Source organism: Nonomuraea marmarensis, from assembly GCF_043197025.1.
GTDB classification, from domain to species: Bacteria; Actinomycetota; Actinomycetes; order Streptosporangiales; family Streptosporangiaceae; genus Nonomuraea; species Nonomuraea marmarensis.
On sequence record NZ_JBICRM010000044.1, the window covers coordinates 14,509 to 34,793 of the forward strand.

Annotated in this window: 19 protein-coding genes; 10 read left to right on the plus strand and 9 right to left on the minus strand. The window is 69.9% G+C overall.

Going from position 1 to position 20,285, the window contains the following annotated elements; translation table 11 throughout:
• The first annotated feature begins 163 nt into the window (after nt 1-163).
• The 9 genes from ACFLIM_RS43890 (at nt 164) to ACFLIM_RS43930 (ending at nt 9,986) form a co-directional block, all read left to right on the plus strand.
• Entirely contained in the window at nt 164-1,669 is a 1,506-nt protein-coding gene (locus ACFLIM_RS43890) for a phytoene desaturase family protein (protein ID WP_393175611.1), read from the plus strand.
• A gap of 81 nt (nt 1,670-1,750) precedes the next feature.
• Entirely contained in the window at nt 1,751-1,906 is a 156-nt protein-coding gene (locus ACFLIM_RS43895) for a hypothetical protein (RefSeq protein ID WP_393175613.1), read from the plus strand.
• 64 nt (nt 1,907-1,970) lie between these two features.
• Nucleotides 1,971-2,669, plus strand: a complete 699-nt coding sequence (locus ACFLIM_RS43900; RefSeq protein WP_393175615.1) for a response regulator transcription factor — start codon at nt 1,971-1,973, stop codon at nt 2,667-2,669.
• A complete protein-coding gene (locus tag ACFLIM_RS43905; protein WP_393175617.1) occupies nt 2,666-4,036 on the plus strand; it encodes a sensor histidine kinase in 1,371 nt (456 codons plus the stop codon). Before ACFLIM_RS43900 ends, ACFLIM_RS43905 begins: the two co-directional genes overlap by 4 nt.
• A 24-nt stretch (nt 4,037-4,060) precedes the next feature.
• Complete coding sequence (locus ACFLIM_RS43910) at nt 4,061-5,236, plus strand: glycosyltransferase (RefSeq protein ID WP_393175619.1); 1,176 nt, start codon at nt 4,061-4,063, stop codon at nt 5,234-5,236.
• Nucleotides 5,233-7,230 (plus strand): glycosyltransferase family 39 protein, encoded by a 1,998-nt coding sequence (locus tag ACFLIM_RS43915; RefSeq protein ID WP_393175621.1) that lies wholly within the window; start codon nt 5,233-5,235, stop codon nt 7,228-7,230. The genes ACFLIM_RS43910 and ACFLIM_RS43915 overlap by 4 nt, the downstream gene beginning before the upstream one ends.
• Nucleotides 7,231-7,310: 80 nt before the next feature.
• Entirely contained in the window at nt 7,311-8,075 is a 765-nt protein-coding gene (locus ACFLIM_RS43920) for an ATP-binding cassette domain-containing protein (RefSeq protein ID WP_393175623.1), read from the plus strand.
• A complete protein-coding gene (locus tag ACFLIM_RS43925) occupies nt 8,072-9,019 on the plus strand; it encodes an ABC transporter permease (protein WP_393175625.1) in 948 nt (315 codons plus the stop codon). Before ACFLIM_RS43920 ends, ACFLIM_RS43925 begins: the two co-directional genes overlap by 4 nt.
• 13 nt (nt 9,020-9,032) lie before the next feature.
• Nucleotides 9,033-9,986, plus strand: a complete 954-nt coding sequence (locus ACFLIM_RS43930; protein ID WP_393175627.1) for an ABC transporter substrate-binding protein — start codon at nt 9,033-9,035, stop codon at nt 9,984-9,986.
• Here ACFLIM_RS43930 and ACFLIM_RS43935 read toward each other — a convergent pair.
• From ACFLIM_RS43935 to ACFLIM_RS43955, 5 genes are all read right to left on the minus strand, one after another.
• Complete coding sequence (locus ACFLIM_RS43935) at nt 9,983-10,249, minus strand: hypothetical protein (protein ID WP_357869288.1); 267 nt, start codon at nt 10,247-10,249, stop codon at nt 9,983-9,985. The genes ACFLIM_RS43930 and ACFLIM_RS43935 overlap by 4 nt on opposite strands.
• A gap of 69 nt (nt 10,250-10,318) precedes the next feature.
• Entirely contained in the window at nt 10,319-11,170 is an 852-nt protein-coding gene (locus ACFLIM_RS43940) for a helix-turn-helix domain-containing protein (protein ID WP_393175630.1), read from the minus strand.
• 57 nt (nt 11,171-11,227) lie between these two features.
• Complete coding sequence (locus tag ACFLIM_RS43945; RefSeq protein WP_393175632.1) at nt 11,228-11,488, minus strand: hypothetical protein; 261 nt, start codon at nt 11,486-11,488, stop codon at nt 11,228-11,230.
• A 94-nt stretch (nt 11,489-11,582) separates the two neighbouring features.
• Complete coding sequence (locus ACFLIM_RS43950; protein ID WP_393175634.1) at nt 11,583-12,596, minus strand: phosphotransferase family protein; 1,014 nt, start codon at nt 12,594-12,596, stop codon at nt 11,583-11,585.
• A gap of 49 nt (nt 12,597-12,645) precedes the next feature.
• Entirely contained in the window at nt 12,646-13,446 is an 801-nt protein-coding gene (locus ACFLIM_RS43955) for a GNAT family N-acetyltransferase (protein ID WP_393175636.1), read from the minus strand.
• 69 nt (nt 13,447-13,515) lie between these two features.
• Here ACFLIM_RS43955 and ACFLIM_RS43960 point away from each other — a divergent pair, with 69 nt between their 5' ends.
• Nucleotides 13,516-14,388, plus strand: a complete 873-nt coding sequence (locus tag ACFLIM_RS43960; RefSeq protein WP_393175638.1) for an ROK family protein — start codon at nt 13,516-13,518, stop codon at nt 14,386-14,388.
• Between the two features lie 12 nt (nt 14,389-14,400).
• On the opposite strand, the gene ACFLIM_RS43965 is transcribed toward ACFLIM_RS43960, so the two are convergent.
• Genes ACFLIM_RS43965 through ACFLIM_RS43980 form a run of 4 tightly spaced genes read right to left on the minus strand, consistent with a single transcriptional unit; the run spans nt 14,401 to nt 20,244 of the window.
• On the minus strand, nt 14,401-16,089 hold the full coding sequence (locus tag ACFLIM_RS43965) for an acyclic terpene utilization AtuA family protein (protein WP_393175640.1): 1,689 nt from the start codon (nt 16,087-16,089) through the stop codon (nt 14,401-14,403).
• On the minus strand, nt 16,086-16,844 hold the full coding sequence (locus ACFLIM_RS43970; RefSeq protein WP_393175642.1) for an enoyl-CoA hydratase-related protein: 759 nt from the start codon (nt 16,842-16,844) through the stop codon (nt 16,086-16,088). The genes ACFLIM_RS43965 and ACFLIM_RS43970 overlap by 4 nt, the downstream gene beginning before the upstream one ends.
• A complete protein-coding gene (locus ACFLIM_RS43975) occupies nt 16,841-18,715 on the minus strand; it encodes an ATP-binding protein (RefSeq protein ID WP_393175644.1) in 1,875 nt (624 codons plus the stop codon). The genes ACFLIM_RS43970 and ACFLIM_RS43975 overlap by 4 nt, the downstream gene beginning before the upstream one ends.
• Nucleotides 18,712-20,244, minus strand: coding sequence for an acyl-CoA carboxylase subunit beta (locus tag ACFLIM_RS43980; protein WP_393175722.1), 1,533 nt, complete (start codon nt 20,242-20,244; stop codon nt 18,712-18,714). The genes ACFLIM_RS43975 and ACFLIM_RS43980 overlap by 4 nt, the downstream gene beginning before the upstream one ends.
• Between the last annotated feature and the right edge of the window lie 41 nt (nt 20,245-20,285).

A 20,285-nucleotide genomic window follows, 5' to 3' on the forward strand; every position in this document is an offset into this window, starting at 1 on the left:
TACGGGCCCCTCGGCCCGGCCGTCCACCTGAGGATCACACGAGGAGGGTGACGCCTGCCAGAGCGATGGCGGTGGTGTTTCCTGTGAAGATGCTGCGAGCGGTGCGGCCCTGTCAGCAAAGGGTTGTTGACGGGTGGTGTGGTTTGAGGCGTAAGGTCCGGGGATGGGTACGTATGACGTGATTGTGGCCGGTGGCGGGCACAACGGGCTGGTTGCGGCGGCGTACCTGGCCGGGGCCGGGCGGCGGGTGCTGGTCCTGGAGCGGTACGACCACGTGGGCGGCCTGGCGATCTCCGCGCGGGCGTTTCCCGGTGTCGATGTGCGTCTGTCGCGGTATTCCTACCTCGTCAGCCTCCTGCCCACCCAAATCGTCCGTGACCTGGGGCTCGACCTGGAGTTGCGCCGCCGCCGCTACGCCTCGTACACCCCCAAGGGCGACACCGGCCTGCTCGTCGACAACGAGGACGCGGGCAGGACGGCGGCCTCGTTCGCGAACGTCACGGGCGGCGCCGCCGACCACCAGGCCTGGCAGGACTTCTACAGCCTGACCGAGCGCGTGGCGCGTGCCCTGGCGCCCACCCTGCTCGAACCGCTGCGCACCCCCGCCGAGATCGAGCGGCTGGTGGGGGCGGAGGCGTGGCGGGACCTGTTCGCGCGGCCGATCGGCGAGACCGTCGGCGAACGCTTCCGCGACGACACCGTGCGCGGCGTCGTGCTCACCGACGCGTTGATCGGCACGTTCGCCGACCCCGCCACCGACCTGCTGGCCAACCGGTGCTTCCTCTATCACGTGATCGGCGACGGCACCGGCGAGTGGAACGTCCCCGTCGGCGGCATGGGCGCGGTCTCCGGGGCGCTCGAAGCGGCGGCCAGGCAGGCGGGGGCCGAGATCAGGACCGGGGCGGAGATCGTCGGGATCTCGCCGGCCGGTGAGGTCACGTTCGTGGCGGACGACGGCGAGCACACCGTGAACGGCGGGCACGTGCTGGTCAACCTGCCGCCCGCCGTGCTCGACCGGGTGCTCGGCAGGCCCGCGACGGTGCCGGAGGGGGCGCAGCTGAAGGTCAACATGGTGCTCACCAGGCTGCCCAGGCTGAAGGACACGTCCGTGGATCCCCGGGCGGCCTTCAGCGGGACGTTCCATATCAATGAGGGACGTGATCAGCTCGCCAGAGCGCATGCGCAGGCGGCAAGAGGGGAAATTCCGGAATTGCCCCCGGCCGAGGTCTATTGCCATTCGCTGACCGATTCATCCATTCTCGGACCGGACCTCAGGGGCAGGGCCGAGACGATGACGCTGTTCGGGCTGCATCTGCCCGCCCGACTTTTCCGGAAAAATCCCGATAAATCGCGAAAAATCGCTTTGGCCGCCACCTTCGCCTCCATCAACTCCGTCCTCGCCGAGCCCATCGAAGACTGCCTGCTCCAGGCCCCGGACGGCACCCCATGCGTGGAGGTCAAAACACCGGTCGACCTGGAAAAGGACGCCGGACTGCCCGGCGGCCACATTTTCCACACGGACCTGAGCTGGCCGTACGCGGAAGAAAGCGGCTGGGGCGTCGAAACCGAGCACGAGCGCATCCTGATCTGCGGCGCGAGTGCCCGCAGAGGCGGCGGCGTCAGCGGAATAGGCGGCCACAACGCGGCGATGGCCGTGCTGAAACGCTAATGCCGGGCCTTCAGCGCGCTCACCCTGCTGCGCCACCCCGGCCAGCTCGCCGCGCTGCGCGAGAACCCCGGCGGGTGGCCGATGGCGGTCGACGAGCTGCTGCGGTACCTGTCGGTGGTGGACTGGGTGGCGTTCGAGCGGATCCCGGGGTTGCGGGTCACGGTGGCCGACGAGGAACTGCCCGCCAAGTACGGAGGTGTCATCTTCGGACTCAAAGCCCTGCCCGTCGCCTGGTGATCCTGATGAAACGCAGATGAACCCGTTCATCGCGTTCTCATGATGAAGCCATAGCGTTTGTACCATGAGTGAGCTGGCACGGTTGCTGGTGGTGGACGACGAGCCCGCGTTGCGCGAGGCGTTGCAGTCGAGCCTGGAGTTCGAGGGCTACCGGGTCGTCACGGCCAACGACGGGCAGGCGGCGCTCGCCGAGCTGGCCGGAGAGCCCTTCGACGCGGTGCTGCTCGATGTCATGATGCCCCGGCTCGACGGGCTGACCGCGTGCCGCAGGCTGCGGGCGTCCGGCAACCACATCCCCGTCCTCATGCTCACGGCCCGGGACGCGGTCGGCGACCGGGTCTCGGGGCTCGACGCGGGGGCCGACGACTATCTGGTCAAGCCGTTCGAGCTGGACGAGCTGCTGGCCCGGGTGCGCGCCCTGCTGCGGCGGGGCGCGCTCAGCGCGGGCACCCCCGACGGCGACACGCTGTCGTATGGCGACCTGCGCATGGACCTGGCGACCAGGGAGGTCACGCGGGGCACGCGCCGGCTCGACCTGACCAGGACCGAATACCTGCTCATGGAGCTGTTCCTGGCGCACCCGCGGCAGGTGCTGACCAGGGATCAGATCCTGAGCGAGGTATGGGGGTTCGACTTCGAGCCGACGTCCAATTCACTCGACGTCTATGTGATGTACCTGCGGCGCAAGACCGAGGCCGGGAGAGAGCCGCGCGTGATCCACACGGTGCGCGGGGTGGGCTATGTGCTGCGGGTCGCGACGTGATCCCTGGCAGCCTCCGCGCGCGCCTGACGCTGCTGGTCACCGTCGCCGTGGCGCTGGCGGTGGCGATCAGCGCGGGCGCCTGCTTCATGATCGTCCGCCAGCAGCTGTACGAGCAGGTGGACCGGCAGCTCGGCTCACCGCCCGGCAAGGATCCAGGCGGGCAACTGGCCTACCTCCAGCGGGAGTGCAGTCCCGTCCCGTCTGACGAGGAGCACTACGGCCCGCAGCGCTCGACGCAGCTCATCTTCGCCGACGGCCGCCCTTCTTGCTATGTGGGGCCGGCTCTTGTGGTCACCGAGGATGACAAGTGGGTGGCAGCGGGCGGGCGCGACCATCCGCACAACGGCCTCACCGAGGACGGCAGGGAGATGCGCATCCTCACGGAGCACGTGGGGCCGGGCATGGCCGTGATGGACGCAGTGCCGCTTGGCGATCTGCGCGACACGTTGCGAGAGGTGGCGCTGTTGCTCGGCGGCGTGGCCGCGCTCGGCATCCTGGTCGCGGCGACCGCGGGCCTGCTCGTCGCCCGCGCCGCGTTGCGTCCCGTGGGGCGGCTCACCAGGGCGGTCGAGCACATCGCGCAGACCGAGGACCTCGACACCCGCATCCCCGTCAAGGGCAACGACGAGATCGCCCGCCTGTCCTCCTCCTTCAACGCCATGACCACCGCCCTGGCCGGGTCCCGTGAACGTCAGCAACAACTCGTCGCCGACGCCGGACACGAGTTGCGCACCCCCCTCACGACCCTGCGTACCAACATCGACCTGCTGCTGCGCAGTGAGCAGACCGGTCGCAGGCTCGACCCGGCGGCCAAGGAGCGGCTGCTGGTCAATGTGAAGGCGCAGTTCGCCGAGTTGACCACGCTCGTCGGTGACCTGCTCCAGCTCGCCAGGGGCGACACCGACCACGAGCCGCACGTCGAGCTGGCCTTTCACGAGGTGGTGACGGCCGCCGTGGAGCGCGCCAGGTTGCGCGGCGCGGAGGTGGCCACCGAGCTGTCCCCCTGGTACGTCGTCGGCAACGCCGCCTCCCTCGAACGCGCCGTGCTCAACCTCATCGACAACGCGGCCAAGTTCAGCCCCGGCGGCAAGGTCGAGGTGAGGCTGCGCCACGGCTGGCTGACCGTGCGCGACCACGGCCCGGGGTTGCCCGAGGAGGAGTTGCCGCACGTCTTCGAGCGGTTCTGGCGCTCACCGTCGGCGCGCGGCCTGCCCGGGTCCGGGCTGGGGCTGGCGATCGTGGCGCAGGCGGTGGCCGAGGCGGGCGGCAACGTGAGCCTGGCGAACGCGCCGGGTGGCGGAGCGATCGCGACCGTCGATCTGCCGGGAACTCTCATCCGTAACTCAGATGCGGATAAGTCACATTAAAGGGCCAAACCGTCTGCTGAGTGCATGGAGATAACAGCAGTAAGGACCCGCCTGGTCGAGGTGGTCGTCCCGGTCCACAACGAGCAGCGGGCCCTACGCGCCAGCGTCACCCGGTTGCACACCTACCTCGCCAGGCATTTCCCGTACGGCTACCGCATCACGATCGCCGACAACGCCAGCATCGACAACACCTGGCAGATCGCCACCGAGCTGGCCGGCGAACTGCCGCACGTGAAAGCCGTACACCTCGACGAGAAAGGCCGCGGCCGGGCGCTGCGCCGGGTCTGGGCGGCCAGCGAGGCCGACGTCGTCAGCTACATGGACGTGGACCTGTCCACCCACCTGGACGCGTTCCTGCCGCTGGTCGCGCCGCTGCTGTCGGGACACAGCGATCTGGCCATCGGCACCCGCCTGGCCAGGGCGTCGCGGGTGGAGCGGGGGCCGAAGCGCGAGTTCGTCTCCCGCTCGTACAACCTGCTGCTGCGCTCGGTGATGGGCGCACGGTTCTCGGACGCGCAGTGCGGGTTCAAGGCCGTCCGTACGGAGATCGCCCAGGCGCTGCTGCCCGGCGTCGAGGACGAGCAGTGGTTCTTCGACACCGAGCTGCTGCTCCTGGCCGAACGCCACGGGCTGCGCATCCACGAGGTGCCCGTGGACTGGGTGGACGATCCGGACAGCCGGGTCGACATCGTCCGGACCGCGCTCGACGACCTGCGCGGCCTGGCCAGGGTCGCGCGCAAGACGTTGTCCGGGGCGGCCCGCATCCCCGTTCCGGCCCGGATCCAGCGGGCCCAGCTGCCGAAGGGGATGGCCAGGCAGCTGCCCAGGTTCGCGATGGTGGGCGTGGTGAGCACGCTGGCGTACCTGGCGTTGTTCTCGCTGTTGCGGCAGGTGGTCTCGCCGCTGCCGGCCAACGCGGTCGCGCTGCTGGTCACCGCCGTGGCCAACACCGCCGCCAACCGCCGCTTCACCTTCGGCGTCACGGGCTCGGCCGGGGCGATGCGGCACCAGTTCGAGGGGCTGATCGCGTTCCTCGTGGGGCTGGCGCTCACCTCGGGCAGCCTGTCGTTGCTGCCTGACGGGGTCTCGCACGGGGTGGAGCTGGTCGCGGTCATCATCGCGAACGCGGCCGCCACGCTCGTACGGTTCCTGCTGCTGCGCGTCTGGGTGTTCAACCCCAGGCGGAGGACGGCGCGATGACCGCCACCGAGGTGCGGCCCGCGCGCCTGTTCCAGGGCACCGAGGAGGACCCGCGCTGGTCGCGTCCCGCGCTGTGGGCGGTGCTGGTCGTGGCGTTCGTCCTGTACGCGTGGGCGCTGAGCGGCGACGCCAACGAGTACTACGCCGCCGCCGTCGTCTCGGGCACGCAGAGCTGGAAGGCGTTCTTCTTCGGCGCGCTCGACGCCGGGTCCTTCATCACCGTGGACAAGCCGCCGCTGGCACTGTGGGTGATGGGGCTGTCGGCGCGGATCTTCGGCTACTCCACGTGGAGCATGCTGCTCCCGCAGGCCCTCGCCGGCGTGGCCGCCGTCGGACTGGTCTTCTCGGCCGTACGCCGGGCCTTCGTCCAGGTACGGTACGCGCACGTGGCCGCTCTGGTCGCCGCCGTCGTCATGACGCTGACGCCGATCACCGTGGCGATCAACCGGGACAACAACCCCGACACGGTTCTCGTGTTGTTGCTGGTGCTGGCGGCCTGGTTCGGCCTGGAGTCGGTGCGGACCGGGCGGATGCGGTCGCTGTTGTGGTGCGCCTTCTTCATCGGGCTGGGGTTCAACGCGAAGATGTTGCAGGCCTATCTGGTGGTGCCCGCGTTCGCGCCGGCGTACCTGGTGTGTGCGCGGCAGTCCTTTGTGAAGCGGGTGTCGCACCTGCTGGCGGCGGGTGCCGTGCTCGTCGTGTCCAGCGCCTGGTGGATGGTCATCGTCGATCTCTGGCCTGCTTCGTCGCGGCCCTACATCGGTGGCTCCACGGACAACTCCGTCTGGGACCTGGTGATCGGCTACAACGGCCTCGGCCGGATCTTCGGCGAGGGCCGTGGTGGGTTCGGGGGTGGTGGTGCCGGTTTCGGTGGGGAAGCCGGGGCCGGGCGGCTGTTCAACGACACGATGGCGGGGCAGATCTCCTGGTTGCTGCCGTTCTGTGTGGTGGCGCTGGTGTTCGCCCTGATCAGGCGGTTGCCCTCCGGTGAGGGGCCTTCGGGAGCGGCCTGGCTGGTGTGGGGCGGTTGGCTGGTCGTTCATTACGTGGTGTTCAGCTTTTCCAGTGGCACGTTCCACCCGTACTACACGACCGCCATGGCCCCTGCCGTGGCCGCGCTGTGCGGGATGGGCGTGGTCGTCATGTGGCAGGCGTACCGGCGGTCGCGGGCGTGGGCCTGGGCGTTGCCGCTGGCGGTGGCCGCCACCGGAATCTGGTCGTTCGTGGTGCTGCGCCGCACGCCCGAGTGGGTGCCGTGGCTGGCCTGGGTCGTGCTCGGGGCGACCCTGGTGGCCGTGGTGGTGCTCGTGCTGGCCAGGGTGCGGGCGCAGGTGACGGTCAAGGTGGCCGCGATCGCGCTGGCCGCCACGCTGGTCGCGGGGCTGGCGGGACCGGCCGCCTTCGCCGTCACGCCGCTGCAGTCGCAGGTCAACGGCACCAATCCGACCGCGGGGCCATCGGCGGACCGGATGGGCGGGTTCGGACGTCCGGGAGGGATGCCGGGCGGCGGCCAGTTCCCGGCGGGGCAACTGCCTCCAGGCCAGCTGCCCACCGGCCAGGGCCAGGCAACCGGCCAGGGCCAGGCCACCGGCCAGGACCAGGCCACCGGCCAGGGGCGCTCGGGCGTGGAACGTGGTGGCTGGGCGGGCTTCATGGGCGGTGGCGGGCCGGGCGGCGGGGTCGGCGACGCCATGGTCAAATACCTCGTGTCCAACCAGGGCACGGCCACCTGGCTGGTCGCGGTGAGCAGCGCCCAGGAGGCCTCGCAGATCATCCTGTCCACCCACAAGCCCGTGATCGCCATGGGCGGCTTCACCGGCAGCGACCCCGCCATGACCGTGGACCGTCTCAAGGAACTCGTCTCCTCCGGACAACTCCGCTACGTCATGTCGGGCGGTGACCGAGGCAGAGGGGACACCGAGGTGACCACCTGGGTGCAGGAGAACTGCACGGCGGTGGACGGCCAGGACGGGCTCTACGACTGCGCCACCTGACGAGTCACCGGGGCGCCGTGATCGGCGCCCCATATCACAACGCCCTTGACAACGATGTCAGACGGATTCTTGATGGTGCTATGGCCGCACCACTGATCGACGCCCGAGGGATCGTGAAGAGCTACGGCCAAGTCGAGGCGCTGCGCGGCGCGGACTTCATGCTGCGACCCGGCGAGGTCGTGGCCTTGATTGGCGACAACGGCGCGGGCAAGTCCACCCTGGCGAAGATCCTCTCCGGCGTCGAGCGGCCGGACACGGGGACGATCGAGATCGACGGCGAGTCCGTGGCGTTCGGGGCCGTCGAGGAGGCCAGGGGCGCCGGGATCGAGACCGTCTACCAGGATCTCGCGCTCTGCGCCGACCTCAGCCCCGCCGCCAACTTCTTCCTCGGCAGGGAACGCCTCAAGCCCGGACTCCTCGGCCTGCTCGGTGTGCTGGACAACGCCGCCATGCGCCGCGACACGCGGGCCGCCTGCGAACGGCTCGGGGTTCGGCTGAGGTCCCAGAAGGCACCGGTCTCCACATTGTCCGGTGGGCAGCGGCAAGGGGTGGCGGTGGCCAGGGCGGTGACGTGGGCTCGGCGGGCCGTGTTCATGGACGAGCCGACCGCGGCGCTCGGCGTCCTGCAGACGCAGCGGGTGCTCGACCTCATCCGGGGCGTCCGCGACTCCGGCGTGTCCGTCGTGCTGATCAGCCACAACATGCCGGACGTGATGGCCGTGTCCGATCGCGTGGAGGTGTTGCGGCTCGGGCGCAGGGTGGCCCGCTTCGAGACCGCGCACGTCTCGATGGAGGAACTGGTCGGGGCCATGACCGGTGCGCTCGAACAGGGGAACGACGTATGAAGCGGCTGCGGCTGGGCGAGTTGCAGGTCGTGTGGATCGGCCTGGTGCTGGTCGTGCTGCTGGTGGCGTTCTCGGTCCTGGCGCCGCGTACGTTCCCCACCTCGTTCAACCTGCTCAACCTGGTCAGCGACGCCGCCATCCTGCTGCTGCTCGCGACCGGCATGACATACGTGATCATCACCGCGGGGATCGACCTGTCGGTGGGCGGGGTGCTGGTGTTCTCGGCCGTGGCGGCCGCCAAGGTCATGGACGCCACCGGGTCGCTGCTGCTCGGCGCCGCGGCGGCCGTGGTGAGCGGGCTCTTGTGGGGTGTGCTGAACGGGGTGCTGGTCGCCATGGGGCGCATCCCCGCCCTGATCGTGACGCTCGGCACGCTCGGCATGTCGCTCGGCGCCGCCCTGTTGCTGACCGGTGGCGTGGATCTGCGGGCGCCGACTGAGCTGAACCTCGGGCTCGGGCTGGCGCGCTGGCTCGGCGTGCCGCTCATCGCGTGGATCTGCGCCGCCATCACCGCACTGCTCGCGCTCGCGCTCGCCTACACCCGTTTCGGCCGCCACACGTACGCGATCGGCTCCAACGCCGAGGCCGCGCGCCGCGGTGGCGTGGCCGTGCGCCGGCACCTGATCAGGGTGTACGGCCTGGCCGGGCTGCTCGCGGGGCTGGCCGGACACCTGTCGCTGGCCAAGTACGGGATCACCGGCGTGTCCGCGCACTCCACCGACAACCTGCAGGCCATCGCGGCCGTGGTGATCGGCGGCACGTCGTTGTTCGGCGGGGTCGGGACGGTCGTCGGCACGGTCATCGGCGTGTTCATCCCCGTCGTGCTGCAGAACGGCTTCCAGATCCTCGGTGTGCGGCCGTTCTGGCAGCAGGTGGTGGTGGGCGCCGTGCTCGTCGCCGCCGTGTACGTCGACCAATGGCGGCGCAGGGCCCGCGACCAGTAGAGGAGGCACCATCATGCGCAAGGTTGTGGCAGCTCTTGGAGCGCTACTGATGATCAGCGCCTGCGGCGGGCAGGGCGGCGGCGGTGACCAGGTCAGGATCACGCTCGTGCAGGGGCTGGCCGGGGAGGAGTTCTACGAGACCATGGCCTGCGGGGCTAAGGCCAAGGCCAAGGAGCTGGGCGTGACGCTCGACGTGCAGGGGCCGCAGAAGTTCGACCCGACGCTGCAGACGCCGATCGTCAACTCGGTCGTCGCCGGCAAGCCGAACGCCATGCTCATCGCGCCGACCGACGTCAAGGCCATGATCGCGCCGCTGACCCAGGCCAAGAAGCAGGACATCAAGATCATCCTGGTGGACACCGTGGTCGAGGACCCGAGCATCGGCCTGTCCAGGATCAGCACCGACAACCTCAAGGGCGGCGCGGCGGCGGCCAAGGCGCTGTCGGAGCAGATCGGCGGCAAGGGCAAGGCGCTGGTCATCTCCACCGACCCGGGGGTGAGCACGGTGGACGCCCGGATCAAGGGCTTCGAGGAGGAGATCAAGGCGAGCCATCCCGACATCACCTATCTGGGTGTGCAGTACTCGCACAACGACGTCGGCGAAGCCTCCAAGATCGTCAACGCGGCGCTGGCGAAGGATCCCGACCTGGCCGGAGTGTTCGCCACGAACCTCAACTCGGCCACCGGGGCGGGCTCGGCCCTCCAGCAGGCGGGCAAGCTGGGGCAGGTCAAGATGGTGGGCTTCGACGCCGGTCCGGCGCAGGTCAAGCAGCTCAAGGACGGCGTCGTACAGGCTCTGATCGCACAATTGCCCGGTGACATCGGCGCGAAGGGGGTCGAGCAGGCCGTCGCCGCCGTCAAGGGGCAGCAGGTCACGCCGTCGATCCCGACCGACGCCACCATCGTCACCAAGGAGAACGTGGACCAGCCGGAGGTGCAGAAGGTGCTCTACAAGGCAGGCTGCTAGGCCGGGAGGGCGGCGAGGAGGAAGGCGAGGCGGGCGGCGGCGGACTCGACGTCTTCGGTGGTGCCGAGGCGGTAGCCCCACGAGGTGATGAACGCCCCCTCGTCAGAGCAGGTCACGGTCTCCGCGAGGGTGGCCGAGAAGCGGTTGCGGACCGACACGTACGCCGGGTCGCTGGACAACGCGAGGCTCTGGACCGACAGGTCAGCATGACGACCAGCGTGCCAGGCGAACCGCTCGAGGCAGAGCGCGGTATCAAGCATCATGCGTCACCTCCGCAACGTCTCGCGACAGAATTGCACGATCTTGGGGTGGGAGGCAAGCAATTGCTGCGGTTAATGTGAGCTTTCTTTACGGTATTCGCGAAGAATCCTGATGATGACGTCCCGCCCGGATTCCTCGAACTCGGCCACCTTCGCGTAGCCGTCGAACGCCCGGACGTAGAAGGCGATGTCGTCGGGGTCGCGAAGGAGCAGGTCCTTCGTCATGGTGGGCACGGCGACCAGGGCATCGTTGTAGATCCAGAAGCCGTTGATGGGGTTGGACGGGAGCTCGGTGCCGAACGGGATCACGCCGAACTCCACGTTCGGCAGCGTACTGACCGCGAGCAGGCGGTCGAGCTGGCCGCGCATGACCTCGGGCGGCGCCAGGGCGGTGCGCAGCACCGCCTCCGTCACCACGAACCTGAACGTCCGCGTGCGGTCGTAGAGGATCTCCTGACGTTGCATCCGCACCCGCACCGCCGCGTCGATCTGGTCGGCCGCGCTGTAGAGGCGCTTGACCTTGCGGAAGACGTGCCTGGCGTATTCGGAGGTCTGCAGCAGGCCCACGATGATGCCGGGCTCGAACACCCTGAACAACTTCGTGCGCGACTCCAGGTCGCGGATGTCCTCCTGGATGGCGGCCAGACCGCTGCGATGGCGCTGCTTCCAGTCGTCGTGCCGCTCCAGCAACGCGATCGCCTGCCTGATCAGCTCGTCGGTCGTGTCGGGCGAGGCGCGTACGGCCTGCGCCCACACGACCACGTCATCCTCGGTTGCCGTCTGCCGGGCGTTTTCCAGGCGGGAGACCTTGGACGGTTGCCAGCGCAGCCGTTCGGCCAGATCCTTGCCCGACAGATGGGCGGCCTCGCGCAGCTGACGTAATTGGCTGCCGAGGTCGATGCGCGCCTGCTGAAAGGACGTCACGCGGCAAGAGGCTAGCCCTGCTTGTGCCGATCATGCCAGCATCACGCGCAATTGTGATCAAGCGGTTGCCGAGGGTGTTTCTCCGCTGGTTGGGAAAGCGATTGCCGAGCCTTCGGGCAGGACTCGGCGGGCGATTTCGGTGATGAGTTCGCGGGGCACCTCGACCGCGGTCTCGCCGTCGAGGACGTCGCGGAGGTCTGCGAGCGCCTCCGCGTCGGTGACTTGGAGACCTTGTACGACGATGGTGCCGCGGTCGGTCTCATACAGGGTGGGACAGGCGCCCGCCTCCGAAGTGGAGCCGAGGAACCGCATGCGCATGACGATCCTTCCCCGAATAACAGATGCAATTGCGCGCAATTGTACGACTCGGGGCCGAACGTGTGATCGTTTTTCCATAAATCGTGATATGGGGTCAGCCGAGACCGCCTCCCATGAACTCCCGCGCCCGCTCGAACAATCCCAGCGTCGTCGCGTGCAGCAGGTCCCCGATGTCCTTGGGCGCCTTGCCGGCGAATGCCCGCGCGTGGCTGCCCTCCAGCACGATGCCGAGCTTGAAGCAGGCCATCACCGCGTACCAGTCGATGGCCGACATGTCCCGCTCGGATAGCGCCGCGTAGTACGCGATGATCTCCCGCGGCGGCGGCAGCCCCGGGACGTGGCCGTTGTTGGACGGCCAGGTGGCCAGCAGCCAGCCGAGGTCGAGCAGCGGGTCGCCGATCGTGCACATCTCCCAGTCCACGATCGCGGCTACGCGGGGACCGTCGCAGGCGAACATGAGGTTCGCGAAGTGGTAGTCGCCGTGCATGATGCCCGGCGTGAAGGTCCTCGGGACGTTGCGGGTGAGCCAGTCGGCCGTCTCGGGCAAGTACGGAATGTCGGGGCCCGGGTAGCCGTCGAGCTCCCCGTACGAGTCGAGCTCCTTGAGCCAGCGCGGCACCTGCCGCTCCAGGAACCCCTCCGGCCGGCCGAACCCCGGCAGCACCCCCGGATCGACCCGCCCCAGCCCGGCCAGCGCGGCGGCGGCCTCCAGCCCCATCCGGTGCCTGATCGCCGGGTCGGAGGCGTGCGGGTCGGGCAGCCCGGTCGACGGGTTGAACCCGTCGACCGGCTCCATCAGGTAGAACACCGGCTCCCGCGCGGTCTGCGCGGCCACCAGCCGGGGCGCGGGTACGGGCGTGTCGCGCAGCGCCGCCAGCACCCGCGCCTCGCGGCGCAGCACCTCGTTGCTCTTGCGGCGGGCGTGGAGGGGAGGCCGGCGCAGGATGTACGGGCGGCCGCCGCGCTCGAAACGGACCATGACGTTCTGCGTGCCGCCCAGGACCGGCGCCGTGCCCGTGATCGGGCCGCCGGGCAGTCCCTGGGCGTCCATCCACGCGCCGAGCTCGCCGAAGTCGATGGCGCTGACGTCGATGTGGGTGGAGGTCATGTGCCGCCCTTCTACCGAACGATATTCTGGTGGGAATCCGTTCGCACGGTCAACCCAGGGCCTGCATGAACGGTAGGTATTGGCACGTGCGGTCGCCGGGCAGGTCGCCGCCGCGCACCATCATCGAGGACTGCCACGGGTCGCCGACGCCGTGCTCGCCCGCCCATCGGATCATGCCGTCCTTGGCCAGGTCGAAGTCCATCCGCACCGGGCCGCCCGCGTGCAGCGCCAGGTCACCGATCAGGGCCCGCGCGGTCCCCTCGTCGCGCGCCACGACCGGGCCGATCACCGTGTTGCCGTCGTTGCGCCAGCACTGGCCGAAGCCGCCATCGGCGATCCGCACCTGCTCGCCGAACCCGGACATCCGCCGCAACACCACAGACCTGTCCGTGCCGAACAACTCGGCGTCGAGCTCCAGGATCCCGGCCAGGTCCGCCTGCGTGGCGGGGCGGGTCCGGCCCGACGGCTCGCCCTGGAAGACGCCCGTGTGCACGGAGGCCGTGCCGACCGTGCGGAAGCCGAGTTGCTCGTAGAGGGGACGGCCGTACTCGGTGGCGTACAGCGAGACCGTCCTTTCTCCCGCCTGCTCCAGGACGTGTTCCATGAGCTTGCGGGCCAGGCCCTGCCTGGCGAATCTGGAAGCCGTGAGGACCATGCTGATCACGGCGTGGTCGTGGCCGTAGCGGGTCAGGATGTTCGTGGCGGCCAGGCCGTCGCCGTCGGGGGCGTCGATGCCGTACGGCTCGCCGACCTCGAACAGCAGGCGCCACTTGTGCCGCTCGGGCCCCCAGCCTCGGTCTTCGGCCAGGCGGGCGCAGTCGTCCAGGTCATCAGGGGTGAGAGGGCGCATGGCCCCTATCTTTCTGCAGCGGGGACCCTGATCTCAAAGCGATTGTTGGGGCTGGGGGAGGATGGGGAGATGGAGTGCGTGGTAGCGGTCGATGTCGGCGGAACAACCATGAAGGGCGGATTTGTCGCCCGGGACGGGACAATTCACCATTTCGAGCGGCGACCCACGCCCCGCGCTGAGGGGCCCGCCCGCGTGATCGCCGCCATCTCGTCCTTCGTGTCCGACCTGTCGCGACGCCGCGAAGGGTTGCGGCCGCTGGCCGTGGGGCTGGCCGTCCCGGGGCTGGTCACGCCGACGCACGCCGTTTTTTCCGCGGCGTTCGGGTGGCGCGACGTTCCCGCCTCGGCGTTCACGGATGTGGACCTGCCCGTGGCGCTGGGCCACGACGTCCGTTCGGCCGGGGAGGCGGAGCTCGCATACGGCTTCGGTGGGGACGACGTGTTGTACCTCCCCATCGGTACGGGCATCGCGGGCGCGGTGGTCCTGTCAGGCTCGCTGTACGGGGGAGCCGGGGGATGGGCCGGGCAGATCGGGCACATCCCGGTCCGGCCTGACGGGCTGGCGTGCGGGTGCGGGCAGCGGGGGTGCCTGGCCGCCTACGCGTCGGGCGGGGCTATCGCGGCCCGGTACGGGGCGTCGTCGGCCGCGGACGTGGTGCGGTGGGTGTCGGAGGGGGACGCGCGGGCGGTCGAGGTGTGGGACGAGGCGGTGGAGGCGCTCGCCCTGGCCCTGGCCACGTACACGCTGGTGCTGGATCCCGGGGGCGTCGTGGTCGGGGGCGGGGTTTCGCTGGCGGGGGACTCGCTGCTGGTCCCGCTGCGGGCGCGGTTGTCGGAGCGGCTGGCGTTCCGGCCGGCTCCTGAGGTGCGGGCTTCGGCGCTTGGGGTGCGGGCCGGGGTGATGGGGGCCGGGTTGCTGGGGTGGCGGGCCGTGGGCTCGTAGCCGGTACGCGTCTCAGTCGTGCAGGGCCGCGGGGATGTCCACGAGTTGGGCGCGTAGCTCCTCGCCCAATGCCTTGGCCTGCGGGTCCATGCGGGGGCTCGCCGCCACGCCCCTGCCCAGGAGGCCGTGGACGACGAAGTTGAGTGCCTTGATGTTGGGCAGCTCGTAGCGGTCGATGCGGTGCTCGGCCAGGGCCGGGAGGAGCTCCTTGAGCCAGTCGGGGGTCAGGTGGGTTTCCAGCCAGTCGTATCGGTGCTGTGTGGCTGCCCATACGCCCAGGTTGGCGTTGCCGCCCTTGTCGCCTGAGCGGGCCCCTGCGATCCGGCCCAGGGGCACCCGCACGGTCGCCTGCTCGCCGACCACGGGCGCCGAGCTCCGCCGTACCTCGGTATGCGCGTGCGGCGCGGTCGGCGTGGTCCCGGGTGCGGTGTCCCGCGTCAGCTCCTTGCCGTTCAGGAAGACTCTTGGCCGGACCTGCGAGGCCGGGACCAGCACCGGCCAGTAGACCCCGTACGGTGCGGCGTTGCCCGGTGGGGCGAGGCCGTAGAAGCCCGGGTAGCTGGCCAGGCCCGTTTCCACCACGGCCGAGGAGAAGGCGCGGCCGGCCTTGCGTTCGTCGGCGTCCATGACGGTGATCCGCAGCAGGCCCGAGTCCGTGAGTGTCACGTCCACCTGGTCGAAGGAGTCCCGGGGGATTCTCGCCCAGATCGCCTCCTCCGCCACCCGGGCCTTCGCCTCCAGGTCCAGGCCGGTGAGGACGAGGGTCATCGTGTTCCGGTAACCGGCCAGGTAGTTGACGGCGACCTTGAGGGTGTCCGGTGGGGGCTCGCCACGGACGCCGGAGACCAGGACCCGGTCCGGGCCGTCGTCCGTCAGCGTGATCGTGTCGAATCGGGCCACCGCGTCAGGGCCCAGGTAGCGCGGACTCCCGAGTTCGTACACCAGTTGCGCCGTGACCGTGCCGACCGAGACCAGCCCGCCGGTGCCGGGATGCTTGGTGATCACGGCCGAGCCGTCCGCGCGGAGTTCCGCGATCGGGAAGCCGCAGTGTGCCAGGTCCGGTACGTCCTGGAAGAACGCATAATTGCCGCCCGTGGCCTGGCAGCCGCATTCGATGATGTGGCCCGCGACCACCGAGCCCGCCAGCGGGTCCAGATCGTCGGGGCTCCAGCCGTACCGCCAGATGCCGGGGCCGGTCACCAGGGCGGCGTCCGTCACGCGGCCGGTCACCACCACGTCCGCGCCCGCCGACAGGGCGGTGGCGATCGGGCGGCCGCCGAGATAGGCGTTCGCGGTCAGAGGGGTGGCGGAGAGGTGTTCGCCGGTGTCCGCGTTGATCAGGTCCAGGGGTGTGCCAGTGAGGTCGTCGCCGGTGACGTGGGCGACCGTGGGGGAGAGGCCGAGGCGGGCGGCCAGCTCGTGTACGGCTTCGGCGCAGCCAGCCGGGTCCAGGCCGCCCGCATTTGTCACGATTTTTATGCCTTTATCGAGACAAGGGCCGAGCACGTCCTCCAGCTGCCGGAGGAAGGTCGGGGCGTAACCAGGGCGGCCCTTGAGACGGTTGCCGGCCAGGATCAGCATGGTCAGCTCGGCCAGCCAGTCACCGGTCAGCACGTCGATCGGACCGCCCTCGACCATCTCCCTGGCCGCGGAAAGGCGGTCGCCGTAGAAGCCGCTGCAGTTCGCGACGCGCAGGGTCATTTCGACGCCCACTTGGGCGGGCGCTTGTCCATGTACGCGGCGATGCCCTCCTGGCCCTCCTCCGAGGTGAAGCGCTCGGCCGACAGCTGGGTCATCTGCCGCTGCCCCTCCTCGAACGACACCTGCGGCACCTCCCTGACCAGCCGCTTCGTGATCGCCAGGGCCTCCGGGCCGCCCTTCATCAGCAGCCCGGCGTAGTGCGCGACCGTCGCGTCCAGCTCCTCCTCCGGCACCGCCCGCGACAGCAGCCCGATCTCCGCCGCCCTGGAGGCGTCGAACACCTCGCCGGTCAGGAAGTATTCGGCCGCGGCCCGGGGATCGAGCCTCCTGAGCACCGGCACCGAGATCATCGCGGGCACGACCCCGAGCCGTACCTCCGTGAACGCGAACGACGCCGTCAGCGGCGCGATCGCGAAGTCGCACGCCGCCACCAGCCCCAGGCCGCCCGCCCGCGCGGTGCCGTTGAGGCGGCAGATGACCGGCTTCGGGCTCTCCCAGATCATGGCCAGGATCTCCGGGAACGACGCCGTCACCGGCGCGTCCGATGAGCGTTGCTCCTTGATGTCGGCGCCGGAGCAGAACACCGTCCCCGTGGCGGTCAGCACGATCACCCTCACCTCCGGCTCGGCCAGCGCCCAGGTGAGCCGTTCCTTCAGGTCGCCGAGGAGCCGTACGGACAGGGCGTTGCGATTGGGCGGCGAGTCCAGGGTGATCGTGGCGACGCCCGCCGCCAGGTCCTTGTGCACGAGGCTCATGGGTTTCCCTCCTGGATGATCGCCAGCACCGCGCCCGCGTCGACCTGCTGGCCCTTTTCGACGTGTACGCCGGACACCACGCCGTCCGCCGGGGCGGCGATCCGATGCTCCATCTTCATCGCTTCGAGCACCAGCACCGGCTGGCCCTTGGTGACCCGGTCGCCGGGCTCCATCTCGATCCGCAACACGCTGCCCGGCATGGGGGCCAGCAGGGATCCGGGGGCGACGTGCTCGACCGGCTCGGGGAGGCGGGGGATCGGGGTCAGCTCGGCGTGGCCGCTGACGTGGTCGACATAGACCTTTCCGCCCTCGTCGTACTGGGCGATCTCGAAGGTGTGCCGGACGCCGTCCCGCTCCAGGACCACCTTGTACGGCTCCGCGCCGACGACGGTGACGCCCTCGGGGAGCGGGTCGTAGACGACCTCGGCCTCCTCGAAGCGGGCGCGGCGGGGCTGGGAGCGTACGTTGCGCCAGCCGCTCGGGAGGTCCGCCAGCACCTTCGCCCGGCTGCGGTTGGCGGCGGCCATGGCCAGGGCGGCGGCGAGCGCCGGCAACTCGGGAGCCCCAGTGGGTGGTGCTTCGGAGCCGTGCAGGGGGCCGTCCGGGGAGAGGAAGCCGGTGTGGGTATCGCCAGCCAAGAAATCCTGATTTTTCAGGATTTTTACCAACAAATCCCGATTTGTCGTGACGCCGTGGAGCTTCGCCTGCCGCAGTGCCGTGCCGAGCTTGCGTACCGCCTCCGCCCGGGACGAGCCGTGCGCGATGACCTTGGCCAGCATCGCGTCGTAGTGCGGCGAGACCACAGACCCGGACTCGACCCCCGAATCCACCCGCACGTCACCAGGAACCTCGAACTGCCTCAGCACCCCACTCTGCGGCAGGTATTCGCCGTCTTCCGCATAAAGCCGCACCTCAACGGCATACCCGGAGGGCTCGGGCGGCACCGGCGGCAGGGCGGCGCCTTCGGCCACCTCGAGCTGCAGCCGTACGAGATCGACCCCGTAGACCAACTCGGTGACCGGATGCTCGACCTGGAGCCGGGTGTTCATCTCCAGGAACGCCACCCGTTCCCCCTTGACCAGGAACTCCACCGTCCCGGCCCCGACGTAGCCGATCTTCCGGGCGGCTCTGACGGCGGCTTCGCACAGTCTCTCCCGCAGCTCGGGCGAGATCCCCGGCGAGGGGCACTCCTCGACGACCTTCTGGTGCCGCCGCTGCACGCTGCACTCGCGCTCGCCCAGCGCCCACACGGTCCCGTGCCGGTCGGCCAGCACCTGCACCTCGACGTGCCGGGCCGCCTCCAGCAGCGGCTCCACGAACACGGTCCCGTCCCCGAACGCCGCTGCCGCCTCGCGCCGCGCCGACTCCAGCTCCCGCTCGAACTCGGCGGCCTCGCGCACGATCCGCATCCCCCGCCCGCCTCCGCCGGCGGACGCCTTCACCAGCACCGGGAACTCCCCAGGAGCATCGAGCGACGGCAGCACGGGCACCCCGGCCTCGGCCATGAGCCGCTTCGCCTCGATCTTCGAGCCCATGGCGGCGACGGCCTCCGGCGGCGGGCCCACCCACACCAGCCCGGCCTCCAGGACAGCGCGGGCGAAGGCGGCGTTCTCGGACAGGAAACCGTAGCCGGGATGTACGGCGTCCGCACCCGAGGCCCGGCACGCGTCCAGGATGCGGCCGATGTCCAGGTAGGTGTCGGAAGGGCGGGCGCCGGGCAGCCGTACCGCCAGATCGGCCTCGGCCACGTGCGGCGCGTCCGCATCGGGGTCGGAGCACACGGCGACCGTGGAGATGCCGAGCGACCTGCAGGTACGGAAGACGCGGCGGGCGATCTCGCCCCGATTGGCGACGAGCAGACGGGTGATCACGGCCGGAACACCCCGAACCCGGCCGCCGCCGGCACCGACGCGCTGTTGACGGCCGACAGGCACAGACCCAGCACGGTACGCGTGTCGCGCGGATCGATGACCCCGTCGTCGTACAGGCGCCCGGACAGGAAGAACGGCAGCGACTCGGCCTCGATCTGGGCCTCCACCATCGCGCGCATCGCCGCGTCGGCCTCCTCGTCGTACACCTGCCCCCTGGCCTGCGCCGACGCCCGGCCCACGATGGACAACACCCCGGCGAGCTGGGCGGGTCCCATCACCGCCGACTTGGCGCTCGGCCAGCTGAACAGGAACCGGGGATCGTAGGCGCGCCCGCACATGCCGTAGTTCCCGGCGCCGTACGAGGCTCCCATGACGATGGTCAGGTGCGGGACGGTCGAGTTGGACACGGCGTTGATCATCATGGCGCCGTGCTTGATGATGCCGCCCTGCTCGTAATCCTTGCCGACCATGTAGCCGGTCGTGTTCTGGAGGAAGAGCAGCGCGGTGCGGGACTGGTTGGCGAGTTGGATGAACTGCGTGGCCTTCTGCGACTCCGCACTGAACAACACGCCGCGCGCGTTCGCCAGCACCCCCACCGGATAGCCGTGGACGCGCGCCCACCCCGTCACCAGCGAGGCCCCGTAAGCGGGCTTGAACTCCTCGAACTCGCTCCCGTCCACCACCCGTGCGATCACCTCGCGGGGGTCGAACGGCACCTTGAGATCCTCCGGCACGATCCCGAGCAGCTCCTCCACCGGATATTTCGGCTCTCGCGCCTCATCCGGAGTGATGCCCTGCTTGCGCCAATTGAGCGATCGTACGATCTTCCGCCCGATCCGCAGCGCGTCGTGCTCGTCCTGGGCCAGGTAGTCGGCGAGCCCGCTGATCCTGGCGTGCATCTCGGCGCCGCCGAGCGACTCGTCGTCCGACTCCTCCCCGGTGGCCATCTTGACCAGCGGCGGGCCGCCCAGGAACACTTTCGCTCGGTCCCGCACCATCACCACATAGTCGCTCATCCCGGGCACGTACGCTCCACCCGCCGTGGAGTTCCCGAACACGATCGCGACGGTTGGGATGCCCGCCGCCGACAGCCGGGTCAGGTCCCGAAATATCCGGCCACCCGGGATGAAGATCTCCTTCTGCGTCGGCAGGTCCGCGCCGCCGCTCTCGACCAGGTTCACGTACGGGAGCCGGTTCTGCAGCGCGATGTCCGCCGCACGCAGGGACTTCCGCAACGTCCACGGGTTCGACGCGCCGCCCCTGACCGTGGGGTCGTTCGCCGTGATCACGCACTCGACGCCCTCGATCACCCCGATCCCGGAGACCATACTGGCTCCGACGGGGAACTCACTGCCCCAGGCGGCCAGCGGTGACAGCTCCAGGAAGGGCGAGTCGGCGTCGACCAGCAGCTCGATCCGCTCTCTGGCGAGCAGTTTGCCCCTTTTACGATGACGCTCGACGTACTTCTCACCGCCCCCGCCCACCGCCTTGGCCTGCTCGGCGTCCAGCTCGGCCAGCTTGACCAGCATCGCCTCGCGCCGCCCCAGGTAGTCGTCACTCCCGGGATCGA